Source organism: Flavonifractor plautii ATCC 29863, assembly GCF_000239295.1.
Taxonomy (GTDB): Bacteria; Bacillota; Clostridia; order Oscillospirales; family Oscillospiraceae; genus Flavonifractor; species Flavonifractor plautii.
The window spans coordinates 1-12,872 of the sequence record NZ_JH417833.1 but is presented as its reverse complement, the minus strand read 5'-3'; the positions used below and the strand labels follow the sequence as shown (position 1 = coordinate 12,872).

11 protein-coding genes are annotated in these 12,872 nt (G+C 59.9%); 2 read left to right on the top strand and 9 right to left on the bottom strand.

Going from position 1 to position 12,872, the window contains the following annotated elements; genetic code table 11:
- Positions 1 to 76 precede the first annotated feature (76 nt).
- Complete coding sequence (locus HMPREF0372_RS14965; RefSeq protein WP_007494270.1) at positions 77 to 1,816, top strand: DEAD/DEAH box helicase; 1,740 nt, start codon at positions 77 to 79, stop codon at positions 1,814 to 1,816.
- Between the two features lie 345 nt (positions 1,817 to 2,161).
- Here HMPREF0372_RS14965 and HMPREF0372_RS14960 read toward each other — a convergent pair whose 3' ends face one another.
- Complete coding sequence (locus HMPREF0372_RS14960; RefSeq protein WP_007494266.1) at positions 2,162 to 3,520, bottom strand: MATE family efflux transporter; 1,359 nt, start codon at positions 3,518 to 3,520, stop codon at positions 2,162 to 2,164.
- 229 nt (positions 3,521 to 3,749) lie between these two features.
- Here HMPREF0372_RS14960 and ychF point away from each other — a divergent pair, with 229 nt between their 5' ends.
- The gene (gene ychF / locus HMPREF0372_RS14955; protein WP_007494265.1) at positions 3,750 to 4,859 is read left to right on the top strand and encodes a redox-regulated ATPase YchF; all 1,110 of its coding nucleotides are present in this window, start codon (positions 3,750 to 3,752) and stop codon (positions 4,857 to 4,859) included.
- A 308-nt stretch (positions 4,860 to 5,167) separates the two neighbouring features.
- Here ychF and HMPREF0372_RS14950 read toward each other — a convergent pair whose 3' ends face one another.
- The 8 genes from HMPREF0372_RS14950 to HMPREF0372_RS14915 form a co-directional block, all read right to left on the bottom strand.
- Positions 5,168 to 5,512: a DUF1667 domain-containing protein gene (locus tag HMPREF0372_RS14950; RefSeq protein ID WP_007494263.1), complete on the bottom strand. Its 345-nt coding sequence runs from the start codon at positions 5,510 to 5,512 to the stop codon at positions 5,168 to 5,170.
- Positions 5,509 to 6,789 (bottom strand): NAD(P)/FAD-dependent oxidoreductase, encoded by a 1,281-nt coding sequence (locus HMPREF0372_RS14945; RefSeq protein WP_007494262.1) that lies wholly within the window; start codon positions 6,787 to 6,789, stop codon positions 5,509 to 5,511. The genes HMPREF0372_RS14950 and HMPREF0372_RS14945 overlap by 4 nt, the downstream gene beginning before the upstream one ends.
- Entirely contained in the window at positions 6,779 to 8,230 is a 1,452-nt protein-coding gene (locus HMPREF0372_RS14940) for an NAD(P)/FAD-dependent oxidoreductase (protein ID WP_007494260.1), read from the bottom strand. The genes HMPREF0372_RS14945 and HMPREF0372_RS14940 overlap by 11 nt, the downstream gene beginning before the upstream one ends.
- 18 nt (positions 8,231 to 8,248) lie before the next feature.
- Positions 8,249 to 9,001 carry an ABC transporter ATP-binding protein gene (locus HMPREF0372_RS14935; RefSeq protein ID WP_007494258.1) on the bottom strand — a complete coding sequence of 251 codons (753 nt, stop codon included), beginning with the start codon at positions 8,999 to 9,001 and terminating at the stop codon, positions 8,249 to 8,251.
- 15 nt (positions 9,002 to 9,016) lie between these two features.
- The gene (locus tag HMPREF0372_RS14930; RefSeq protein WP_007494255.1) at positions 9,017 to 9,778 is read right to left on the bottom strand and encodes an ABC transporter ATP-binding protein; all 762 of its coding nucleotides are present in this window, start codon (positions 9,776 to 9,778) and stop codon (positions 9,017 to 9,019) included.
- Positions 9,754 to 10,578, bottom strand: coding sequence for an ABC transporter permease (locus tag HMPREF0372_RS14925; RefSeq protein ID WP_007494254.1), 825 nt, complete (start codon positions 10,576 to 10,578; stop codon positions 9,754 to 9,756). Before HMPREF0372_RS14925 ends, HMPREF0372_RS14930 begins: the two co-directional genes overlap by 25 nt.
- The gene (locus tag HMPREF0372_RS14920; RefSeq protein ID WP_007494252.1) at positions 10,575 to 11,417 is read right to left on the bottom strand and encodes an ABC transporter permease; all 843 of its coding nucleotides are present in this window, start codon (positions 11,415 to 11,417) and stop codon (positions 10,575 to 10,577) included. The genes HMPREF0372_RS14925 and HMPREF0372_RS14920 overlap by 4 nt, the downstream gene beginning before the upstream one ends.
- Before the next feature lie 111 nt (positions 11,418 to 11,528).
- Positions 11,529 to 12,677, bottom strand: coding sequence for an ABC transporter substrate-binding protein (locus HMPREF0372_RS14915; protein ID WP_101707345.1), 1,149 nt, complete (start codon positions 12,675 to 12,677; stop codon positions 11,529 to 11,531).
- Positions 12,678 to 12,872: the final 195 nt, after the last annotated feature.

The window sequence follows — 12,872 nt, the reverse complement described above, 5'->3', positions numbered from 1 at the left end:
CCTCTGCGCGGTGGGGTATGACCCGCAACCGCCCCCCGGCGCAGGAGGGGCCAAAACGCTGTAAAGGACGAACAACATGACCTTTCAAGAACTCGGCCTCAACGAGCCCATCCTGCGGGCCCTGGCCGACCAGGGCTACGAGCAGCCCTCTCCCATCCAGGCAAAAGCCATTCCCCCCGCGCTGACCGGCCGGGACGTGCTGGGCTGCGCCCAGACCGGCACCGGCAAGACCTGCGCCTTCGCCGCCCCCATTCTCCAGCAGCTCAGCGGCCGTAAGGCCCAGGGCCGCCCCATCCGGGCCCTGATCCTCACCCCCACCCGGGAGCTGGCCCTCCAGATCCAGGAGAGCTTTGAGGCCTATGGCAAGTACCTGCCCCTGCGCTCCACCGTCATCTTCGGCGGCGTGGGCCAGGCCCCCCAGGTGGAGCGGCTGAAAAATGGCGTGGACATCCTGGTGGCCACCCCCGGCCGCCTGGGCGACCTCTACGGCCAGAAGCTCATCGACCTGTCCCGGCTGGAGATCTTCGTGCTGGACGAGGCCGACCGGATGCTGGACATGGGCTTCATCCACGACGTGCGCCGCATCCTTGGCTGGCTGCCCGCCCAAAAGCAGACCCTCTTCTTCTCCGCCACCATGCCCCCCGAGGTGCAGGGGCTGGTAGACTCCCTGCTGCACAACCCCGTCAAGGTGGCGGTAGACCCCATCTCCTCCCCGGTGGAGGTGATCGACCAGAAGCTCTACTACGTGGACCGCGGCAACAAGACCAGGCTGCTCGCCGCCCTCATCCGGGAGCTGGACGTGAAAAACGCCCTGGTGTTTACCCGCACCAAGCACGGGGCCAACAAGGTGGCCGGGGATCTGGTCAAGGCGGGTATCTCCGCCGCCGCCATCCACGGCAACAAGAGCCAGACCGCCCGACAGCAGGCCCTGGCCGACTTCAAGAGCGGCGCGGTGCAGGTTCTGGTGGCCACCGACATCGCCGCCCGGGGCCTGGACATTGAGGAGCTCTCCCACGTGTTCAACTACAACCTGCCCGACGTACCGGAGACCTACGTCCACCGCATCGGCCGCACCGGCCGGGCCGGGCGGGGCGGCACCGCCATCTCCTTCTGCGACATCAACGAGAAGGACGAGCTCAAGGCCATCGAGAAGCTCATCGGCCGCGCCATCCCTGTGGTGGAAGTCCACCCCTGGCCCATGGAGGTGCTGGAGCCCCTGCCCCGCGACAAGAAGGGCCGGGTGGTGAATCCAGAGGACGCCGAGGCCCGGGCCGCCGCCAAGGAGCGCCGCCGCCAGCGGGATGCGGCCAACAAGGCCGCCGCCGAGGCCCGAAAGGCCAAGGCCAACCAAAAGGTACTGGAGCAGCCTCCCCAGCCGGAGCCAGCCGGGGAGACCTCCGCCAAAAAGCGCCGCAAGCGGGGCCAGCGCAACAGCGCCACCCTGGAGGAGGCCCTGACGGCCACTGCCCCCGCCCGGCCGGTTCAGGCGGAGTTTGCCGACTTCCACAAGCCCGACCCCCTGGCCAGCGACGTGATCATGGACGCCACCGCCCGCCTGCTGGCCCCTCGCGGCCGGGCCCAGGCCGCACCGAAAAAGGACAAACCAGTTGAACAGCCCGCTAAAAAGCGGAAGAAGGCCGCCAGGCCCTCGGAACCCCCTGCGAAGCCGGAGCCCCAGGCGGCGCGGAAGCGCAAGGGCGGCGGACGCCACGGCGGCCGGGGCCGTCCCCCGGAGGTCACCTTGCGCACCAATGGGCAGAAGGACTCCACCGAGCAGCCCAGCCTGATGAAGCCCTACTACCTGAGCCATGACTAAACCAAGAGGACGCGCACACCTCCGGCGTGCGCGTCCTCTTTCTCTTCTGCGGCGGGGGCAAGGGAGACGCGGGCGGGGACAAGCCCCGCCCCTACAGTTCTGCAATGGTACCGCTCCCTCCAAATGTAGGGGCGGCCCTTGTGGCCGCCCGCCCCAACCCTGCGGCGGGGATAGGACCCGCCCCTGCAATCCTGCGGGTATCGTTCCGCCTCCTGAACAACGTAGGGGCCGATGCCCGCATCGGCCCGCCGATCCGACCGCAGATTGACCGCGGGCGGGTGTGGGCCCCCGCCCCTACGGCTCTGCAATGACGGCGTCCCCCCGCAAAATATGGGGGCGGCGCTTTTACGCCTTCTTGGGCGGGTGGAGCCACCGGCCGAAGCGGTAGTAGAGCAGGATGGCCACGGAGGTGACCGCCCAGGTGATGGGGTAGCTGGCCTCCACAGCCAGCAGGGTGTGGTGGGCGGGCACGACGGTGAACAGCCACAGCAGCCGCAGGCCGCACACCCCGAAGACCGAGATGAGCATGGGGGCTACCGACTTGCCCGCCCCCCGGATGGCTCCAGTGAGCAGCTCGATGAGGATATAGGTGATGTAGCAGGGGGCCAGGAAGCGCACCATCTCCACCCCCACCTCCAGCACATCGGGGTCGGGGGAGAAGATGGCCAGCAGGGGCTGGGCCAGCAGGAAGAAGGCGGTGCTGAGCAGGACGGTGAAGCCCGCCGTCATGGCCACCGATACCCGGACGCCCTTTTTCAGGCGCTCATACTCCCCGGCGCCGTAGTTCTGCCCGGCAAAGGTGGTGATGGACTGGGCCATGGCGGTAATGGTCATCCAGAAAATGATATCCATCTTGCCGTAGGCGGTCCAGGCGGCCACAGCGTCGGTGCCAAAGGAGTTGATGGAGGCCTGGATGACGATATTGGAGGCGTTGTACATCACCGACTGGAGGGCGGTGGGCACACCGATCATCAGGATGCTGCGCATGGGCATGGCATAGATGCGCAGCCGCTTGGGAAAGAGCTGATAGGAGGTCATCTCGGAGCGCATGAGTGAGATCACCACCAGCACGGCGGACAGAAGCTGAGAACAGATGGTGGCGATGGCCACGCCGGCCACCCCCATATGGAACACTACCACCAGCAGCAGATCCAGCACAATGTTGCACAGGGATGCGGCCATGAGGAAGTAGAGGGGCCGCCGAAAGTCGCCGATGGCCCGCAGCACGCCGGTACCCATGTTGTAGATGACGTTGGGCACCATACCCAGGAAATAGACCCGCAGATAGAGTATGGCCCCGGGCAGGGCATCCTCGGTGGTGCCCATGGCCCGCAGGGCCCAGGGGGTGAGGACAAAGCCCGTCACCATAAAAAATGCGCCGATGAGGATGCTCAGCAGCATGGCGGTGTGGACGCACTCGTGCACCTCGTCCCAGCGGCGGGCGCCGAAGTGCTGGGCGATGGCCACCACCGCTCCGGCCGCCAGGCCGGTGAAGATGCCCACCGTCAGGTTGACGATGACGGAGGTGGAGCCCACGGCGGCCAGGGCCACCTTGCCCACGAACCGGCCCACCACCAGGGTGTCCACCGTATTGTAGAGCTGCTGGAAAAAGGTGCCGAACCACAGGGGGAAGAAAAAGGCGAGGAGTTGTTTCCAGATCACGCCCTTGGTGATATCACTGGTGGGCTGGCGCAGCAGTCCCATGGGAGATCCCTCCATATTTTGTCGTATCGTTAAAGGAGCGTTAAGATTCTACACGCTTCCTGTCGGAAAAGCAAGGGGGGCGCGCCGTTTTCCCCTGCAAAAATGCCCGGACGGCCAGAACACCCCACCGCTGCGCAGGCGGCTGTTTGAATTGGCCCGGCGCGCTTGTTTTTTCCACCGGGATCGGATATAATGTGGAAACGAACATACCGAAAGAGGGTTTTTACCGATGAAATTAGGCATTGTGGGCCTTCCCAACGTGGGCAAGAGCACCCTGTTCAACGCCATTACCAACGCCGGCGCTGAGAGCGCCAACTACCCCTTCTGCACCATCGACCCCAACGTGGGCGTGGTGGCCGTACCCGACCACCGGCTGGACGCGCTGACCGAGATGTACCACCCCAAGAAGACCACCCCCGCCGTGGTGGAATTTGTGGACATTGCCGGCCTGGTCAAGGGCGCCTCCAAGGGCCAGGGCCTGGGCAACAAGTTTCTGGCCAACATCCGGGAGTGCGACGCCATTGTGCATGTGGTGCGCTGCTTCGACGATGAGAACATCATGCATGTGGTAGCTGACACCAGCAGCAACGTGCCCGTGGACCCCGCCGGGGACATCGGCGTTATCGACATTGAGCTGATCATGGCCGACGTGGAGATGGTGGAGCGCCGTATTGACAAGGCCCAGAAGGCCGCCAAGGGGGACAAGAAGTATCTCCGCGAGGTGGAGGTGTTCTCCGCCCTGAAGGACTGGCTCAACGACGGCAACTCCGCCCGCTCCTTCGACTGTGACGAGGACGACGCCGCCATCATCGCCACTGCCGAGCTGCTCTCCCTCAAGCCCATCATCTACGCCGCCAACCTGGATGAGGAGGGCTTTGCCGACTGCCACGCCAACGCCTACTACAAGGTGGTGGAGGAGCTGGCCGCCAAGGAGGGGGCCCAGGTCATCCCCGTCTGTGCCAAGCTGGAGGCGGAGATCGCCGAGCTGGATGGCGAGGAGAAGAAGATGTTCCTGGACGATCTGGGCATCGCCGAGTCCGGCCTGGACCGGCTCATCAAGGCCAGCTACGCCCTGCTGGGCCTGATCTCCTTCCTCACCTCCGGCGAGGACGAGTGCCGCGCCTGGACGATCAAACGGGGCACCAAGGCCCCCCAGGCCGCGGGCAAGATCCACACCGACTTTGAGCGGGGCTTCATCCGCGCCGAGGTGGTCAACTTCGACGATCTGATGGCCTGCGGCTCCATGAACGCGGCCAAGGAGAAAGGCCTGGTGCGCTCCGAGGGCAAGGAGTACGTCATGAAGGACGGCGACATTGTGCTGTTCCGGTTTAACGTGTAATCTGGAACGCCGTCCTTCATGAATCCCGCCAAAGGCGGCGCGGCGCCCCTGCGCCGTGCAGGCGTTTTGCCCGCAAAACCCTGCCAGCCGGTGGAATTCACTTCCACCGGCTGTTTTTCAATTCGGGGCCCCCGCGGAATGTATTCCGCGGGGCTGGACGGCGATATCGTCCTGTTCCGGTTTAACGTGTAATCTGGAACGCTGTCCTTCATGACCCCCGCCTCCGGCGGGCGAACTGCAATCAGCATAACAGAGGCCCCGGAACCGTCTGGTTCCGGGGCCTCTGGGCTGTTGAGCACCTTGACTGTCTACATATTCTTTGTGGTAATCCAGTCCACACCCGTTCCGCAGATATCCTGAACCACCACCGCTCCGGCGGCCACCGGAGCGCTGAGGCGGACTTTTTTTAACAGATTCATGGCTTGGATAATCAATCTCTTTGGAATCTCCCCCGAGGTCTTGACCGGACAGCAGGGGTGAATTGCCCCTTCTATCCGAACAATGCTGGTCAACGTCCGGGTGGGCGCTGTCAGCTCCTTATGTCCATATTCCTTTCCCCTGGGGCATCCATACCCCGTAACCAGAAACCCGTTCTCCTCATCCACATTCAGGCGACAGCCCTTGGGGCACACAATACAGGTAAGCTCCGTCATTCCTTCGCCCCCTTTTCCGCCGCCAGGGAAACCGTCAGTTCCCCGTCCCCCGCCCGCTCCAGCAGACGCTTGGGCAGGAGAATGTGCTCCATCTCACCCGGAGCCATGTGCTCCCTGGAGAAGCTGCATAGCTCCTCCCCTGCAGAGGTCACGCAGATACGACGGTTCCGGTACACGTTGTCAACCCGGAAAAAGAGATCCACGCCCTTCTCCACATGGGCGGGCCGTATCTTCTGCGGCACTGTGTAAGTGACCCCCGCGCCATTCTGCACCTCCAGGCAGGACAGGGCAGGGGAGCTCTGACCTGCCGCCGCATACCGGGCCGCCGCTGCACCGGCCCGCCGGCTCTCCGCCGTGACAAAGTCGACCAGATCATGGACATGGACGACATTACCGCAGCTAAAAATTCCGGGAGTCACCGTTTCCATGTTTTCAAAAACTACGGCGCCGCTGGTTCGGCTGTCAATGGGAATTCCTGCGGCGCGGGTCAGCTCGTTTTCAGGAATAAGTCCAACGCTCAGCAGAACGGTGTCGCAGTCAAACTTGATTTCCGTACCTGGTATTGGCCTGCGGTCAGCGCCTACCTCAGAGACCACAACCTGCTCCACCCGCTCCCGCCCCACGATATTCGTAATAGTGTGAGAGAGGTAAAGGGGAATCCCATAGTCCTTCAGGCATTGCACAATGTTTCGGTTTAATCCATTGGAGTAGGGCATCAGTTCCACACAGGCCAATACGTTGGCCCCCTCCAGCGTCATGCGGCGCGCCATAATCAGGCCGATGTCTCCGCTGCCCAGAATAACCACCCGGCGGCCCACCATCCAGCCTTCAATGTTAATGTATCGCTGGGCGGTACCGGCTGTAAAAATTCCGGCCGGACGGTCTCCCGGAATGGCGATGGCCCCACGGGTACGCTCCCGGCAGCCCATGGCCAGCACGACAGCACCCGCCTGGATCTCCAGCAGTCCGTCCCGGCAATTGACCGCACGAACCGTGTGATCCTCCTCCACAGAGAGCACCATAGTATCCAGCAGGATCTCTACTCCCAGCTCAGAAGCCCGCTGAATAAAACGTCCCGCGTACTCAGGGCCAGTCAGCTCCTCCTTGAAATAGTGCAGTCCAAAGCCGTTGTGAATGCACTGATTCAGAATGCCGCCCGGTTCCTTGTCCCGTTCCAGAACCAGCACCCGCTCCGCTCCCGCCTCACGCGCGCTGCAGGCCGCGGCCAGTCCGGCAGGGCCGCCGCCGACCACTACCACCTGATAGTTAAGCGTCATGGACGGACACCTCCTTGATGGGGGAGCTGAGCAGCCAGGTCCCCTCCTCATCCATTGTTATATCCATTGGGGAAACACCCAACTCACGGGCCAGGATCTCATGCACCCGGGGGCCGCAGAATCCGCCCTGACAGCGCCCCATACCCGCGTTGCAGCGGCGCTTGATGGCGTCAATGGAACGGGGGACAATGGGACGGTGAATCGCCTCAACGATCTCCCCCTCCGTCACGGTTTCACACCGGCAGATAACCCGGCCGTAGAGCGGATCTTCGGCAATCACCGCGGCCTTCTCCGCATTGCTGAGTTCCCGGAACTTAATGCGCCTGCGCCGGTCGATAAACGTCTCCTTTTCCGTCAGCTCAAGACCGCACCCGGACAGTATGCGCAATCCCTCCAGGGCAATGGCCGGAGCTGCGGAGAGTCCGGGTGACTTGATACCCGCCAGGTTGATGAAATGAGGACAAATGGGGGACTCTTCAATAACAAAGTCTGGTATTTGCGTATTGGGACGCACTCCGGCGTACTCATGAATCGTCTGACGGAAGTCAATGCCCGGAACAGAGCGCAGTCCTCCGCTCTTCACCTGACTCAGATAGGGTTCGACCGTGGCCACATGGTCGCCATCCTCCACCTGATATGCGTCGGGACCCACAATCAGGTTTCCATGAACCGTGGGGGCCACCAGGATTCCCTTGAAGCCGTGCTCGTCGGGACAGGGGAATACCACGGAGTTAATGATGCCCCCCTGGCTTTTGTCCAGAACGTAATACTGACCGCAAAAATTTGTCTGTTTCAGCCCGTGGCCCCCCACCAGCTCATAAACCTGGGCGGAAAAGGCCCCTCCGGCGTTGATAACATAGCGGGCTTCATAGCTTCCGGAACTGGTTGTCACCACAAAGTGATCCTCATTCCGCTCAATCCCGGTTACGCGGGATGACAACTTCACCTCCACGCCATTGCGTACTGCCGTCTCCGCCATGGCGACGGCGTACTCCCAGGGATTAATAATACCGGAGCCAGGGGCATACAGGGCGCCGATCAGCTTGGGATTGAGGCCAGGCTCCAGCCGGAGCGCCTCCTCCCGGTCAATAATACGCACGCCCGGTACGCCATTGGCCACGCCGCGGTCATAGAGCTCCCTTACATACTCCATCTCCCGCTCGTCAAAGGCGATCACAAACGAGGGGATATCCCGGTACTCTACATCTAGTTTCTTGCAGATTTCCCGGGCCATAGCAATGCCCTCCAGGTTCATGCGGGCCTCCAGGCTGCCGGGCGGGCAGTCAAAGCCGGCGTGCAGAATGGCACTGTTGGCCTTGGTTACTCCGTTGGCCACATCGTTGAACCGTTCACATACACAGACCTTCAGTTGATACCGTGACAGCGTATACGCCATGGCAGACCCAATTACTCCGCAGCCGATGATCAGAACGTCATACATTAGTTTGAAAAGCCTCCCTTACCACCATTTGATTTGATCGGTAACATACTGGCGGATTTTGGTAAACTCCGGCGAAGTCACATCGCGGGGCCGCGGAAGGTCTACCTTAAAGTCCTCTTTAATTGTAGTGGGTTTGTTAGACAGGATCAGAATGCGTTCGGCGAGGTAAACAGCCTCCTCAATGTTGTGGGTAATAAACAGCACCGTACTGCCTGTCTCCTTCCAAAGGCGAACCACCTCGTCCTCCAGGTAGAAGCGGAGTTTGATGTCCATCTGCCCATAGGGTTCATCCATCAGCAGCAGATCCGGGTTCATGGCGAAGGCCCGGCCGATGATAATACGCTGCTCGGTACTCACCGACAGCTGGTGCGGATAGGCGTCACGAAAGTTTTGCAGGCCCATCAGCTTAATAATGTTTTCCACCCGCTCGTCGATCTCTTTTTTGGGCAGCTTTTTCAGCTCCAGCCCAAAGCGCAGGTTTTCCTCCACCGTCTTCCAGGGAATAGAGGACGGCTCCTGAAACACAAAGGCCAAATTGTGCTTTTTGGGGTCGGCGGACTCTCCGTCGATCAGAAGGTCGCCCTTGGATGGCATGTAAATGCGGGTCAGCAGGTTGAGAAACGTGGTCTTACCGCAGCCGGTAGGGCCCACAATACAGATAAATTCACCCTTTCTGACATTAAAGGAGATGTCGTTGAGCACGTGCAGATCCCCAAAATATTTTGTGAGGTTCTTAACCTCCACCTTGTATTCACTCTTTGGTTCGCTCATCCTTAACCACCTCCGTCAGAGCGCCAAATCCGTGTTGTCACTAATAATTTTCCGCAGGCGCAGGAACTCAGGGCTGACCGTATCTCTGGGCCGGGGCAGGTTGATGTCATAGATTTCCTTGACCTGCGCAGGGTAGTTGGTCAGCAACACAATGCGGTCGGCCAAATAGAGCGCCTCCTCGATATTGTTGGTGACGAAGATAAAGGTGCGCTTTTCACTTTCCCAGATTCGCAGCACCTCGTCCTGCATGGAATATCGGGTCTGGGCGTCCAGCTGTCCGAAGGGCTCGTCCATCAGCATAATCTCCGGATTGTTGGTATAGGCGCGGGCAATGCCTGCCCGCTGCTTCATGCCGCCGGAGAGCTGGCTGGGATAGCTTTTTTCAAAGCCCTGCAGGCCCACCAGGTTGATGTACTTCTGGGCCGTCTCCCGGCGCTGAGCCTTGGGCACACCCTTCATCTTGAGGCCGAACTCTACGTTTTCCATTACGGTTTTCCACGGCATCAGCGCCAGCTTCTGAAACACCATGCCAATACGCTCGTCGCTCCCATGGATCTCCTCTCCATCCAGGAAGAGACTCCCGTCCACCGGCTTTTCCAGCCCGGCTATCATATTCAGCAGTACAGTTTTACCGCAGCGCCCGGGGCCGAGTATGACCAGAAACTCATTGTCGTACACATCCAGAGACACGTCAACCACGGCGTCTGACACCTCATTTTTGACAATGTAGCTCTGAGAAATATGCTCCAGTCTCAGTTTGACTTTCTTGCCGTCCATGGACAAACCATCCTTTCTAAGAGCTGGGTAATGATGGCCAGCAGCGCGCCGACCAAACCGATACACACCATGGACAACAGACACAGGGCATAGTCTCCGGAGTCCATACCGCGGGTAATGAGGAAACCAATGCCGGACTTTCCGCCCAGCATCTCCGCAGCCAGCACCACCATCCAGCCGGCAGAGGTAGAGGTTCTCACACCGGCAAAAATGGCGTCCAGAGCCGATGGAATAGCGATTTCAAAGAGCATCTGCCGCTTGTTGGCGTGGAAAATGGTACCCACATTGAGGTACATGTTCTGCACATTGGAAATGCCCGCCTGCGTGTTGACCACCACCGGCATCAGCGCGCCAATAAATACAATCAGAATTTTGGGAAATTCACCGGTGCCAAACCACATGGTCATCAATGGCACCCAGGCCAGGGGCGGCACAGAGCGAAAGGCGGTAAAGAGGGGCCCCAGTAGTGCGTTGGCCTTCTTGTTCCAGCCGATCAGAATGCCGAAAGAGATCCCAAGCAGCCAGGCAAAGGCCAGGGCAATAAATACGCGCAGAAGGCTGGCCCAAATGTGGCCAAAGAGGTTGAGCTGCTTGATCGGTTTTTCCATCAGCAGCAGGAATCGATTCCAAATATCCACAGGAGAGGGAAAGGTGCTGTTTTCCGCGCCCGCGGCCAAAAACCACAGCAGGATCAGAAGCAGGACGGAAACTACAGGAAACACGGCGTAAATCCGGTTGCGGAGTCTCTCACGGCGCTCCGCGTCGCTCATGACAACAACACTGGTACTGCTCTGTTTCATCGTTTCCACCTCAGCACTTTCTTCTCCAGCAGTCCCAGGACCGAGGTGAAAATGACGCCGATCACGCCGATGACAACAATACCCAGGATAATGATGTCGGCCCGGGCAAACTGTCGGCCCTGGAGGATCATGTACCCAAGTCCGGCATTGGCCGCCAGCATCTCAGCGGCCACCAGCGTGGCCCATGCGTTTCCTAGGGCCACGCGGATGCCAGCAAAGGTCATGGTCATGGCAGACGGAATTCCAATCTTGCGGAACACCGTAAAATTGGTGGCTCCGCAGGTTTTGGCCACATTGATCAGCACCGGGCTGGACTGCTTAATGCCGGTATATGCATTGATAACACAGGGTACAAAGGCTGAAAAGAATACAATAAATGCCTTGGCCTGCAGGCCGATTCCCATCCAGATGATGGTCAGCGGAATCCAGGAAACCGGCGGTATGGGCCGCAGAATTTCAAAGATGGGCCGCATAAATTTGTCGAATCCCCGGAACCAGCCCATAAAAAGCCCCAGAGGAATTCCGATGACAATTGCCAGCAGAAAACCCGTCAGGGCCACCTGGAGGCTGGCCATGATGTGAACCCCCAGCACCGCGCCGTCCGGATTGGGATCCACCAGCTTTGTAGCAAACAGTGCGATAACCTCCGTAGGCGCCGGGACGTAGCGGCTGGGCAGAACACCCGCCAGAACAGCTGCCTGCCAGAGAAGTAGAAAACCCAATATGCCGATGACCGACAGCATAGCCAGTTGGAAGCTGTTGCGCTTTTTCTGCCGCTTGACCACTTCGACGCGCTCCTCGTTGGTCAGCTTCCGGCCCGCGCTGGAAGCATTTTGCATATTACTTCCCCCTTACAACAAGTTTCCCCGCCGTTTGGCAGGCAAGGAGGCTGCACTGCGTGCCTAAGCGGAACGACAATGCAGCCCCGGGTTGCGCAGATGTGCAGCTGATTATTCCAGATAGCCCAGCGTTTTAAGCGTCTCGGCGCACCGCTCCGCCACAGAGGAGTTCACCAGCTCCTTATCAAGGATGGCGGTACGGTCTTCCTCAGTATAGCTGCCGATGGAGATGAAAAAGTCCATTGTCTCCAGCAGATCGTTTTCAGCGGCCAACACCGGACGATCCGCCAAGCTAAGGCGATCCTCTTCCTCTGTAGTCATCACGCTGACGGCCTCAGAGGGGCTGGGGCAGGCAAAGATATCCAAAGCCCGCTGACAGATGCTTTCATTGGATACCACACCCTCGTCCTCGCAGGACTCCACATAGAGTTCCACCGCCTGCGCCATATTGTCCTCGCTCTGCTGGCACCAGTCCCAAGTCAGATAATAGACCATCCAGGCCAGGTCGATCAGGTCGCTCTTATTCTCCATAGCATCCTTTGTGGCCGCCAGGCCGCAGACATTGTTGATGCCCAATTCGCTGACATCGGTAATACGGACGAGTCCGCTGTCCTCGGCGTTGTATGCCACGGCATTCCAAACGCACAGTGCGTCGCCCTCTCCGGCATTGAAGGCGGTCAGCGCGGGCGTAACATCCATATTGGTAATTGTCACGTCATCCGCGGAAAGTCCCAGTGACTGAAGATAGCTGAGGAACATGTACTGCAGGGTCGTACCGGTGGGCAGAATGCACTCAATCCCTTTCCATACTTCAGGATTGGTAGGATCGGCGGCCTGAGGGCTGTCCGGACGGACAAACAGGGCGGTATTGTACTCGTTGTCGCACAGGCCCAGCATCTGGATATCATAGTTCTTCATGCCGTTCAGAATACCGGGAGCACCCACATCACAGATGTCCCAACTGGCGCTGGCCTCCATCATGGCCGGGCCGCCGATAAAGGACTCATACTCCACATCGATGTTTAATTCATCAAAAAATCCCATTCTATCAGCAATATACCAGGGCATGGAGTGGGCAGAGCCGGAGAAAAAACCGATGGTCAGTGTGGTGCGCTCCGGCAGGGGCGTCAGGCCGAAGGTCGTTTCAGCGGCGTCCAGAGGCTGGTTGCTCGAGTTTCCTCCTCCCCCCTTCGGGCCACATCCGGAAATCAGTGTGCAGACAAGAGCAAACGAAAGTACAAGAGACAACAGCTTTTTCATAATCATTCTCCTTTCAATTATTGGAACCCAATAGACCGGGAGCAATGTTTGGTTCCTCACCCCTCTTTCCTCGGCCACTCCTTGCGGCTCAGCCGCCGCAGGGGGTGCCGCCCACGGGGGCGGAGTTGAGGGCGGGGTCCTTCATGCAGAGGTGGACGGCGGCGGTGGTGAAGGTGCGGGGCAGGGCCAGGATGT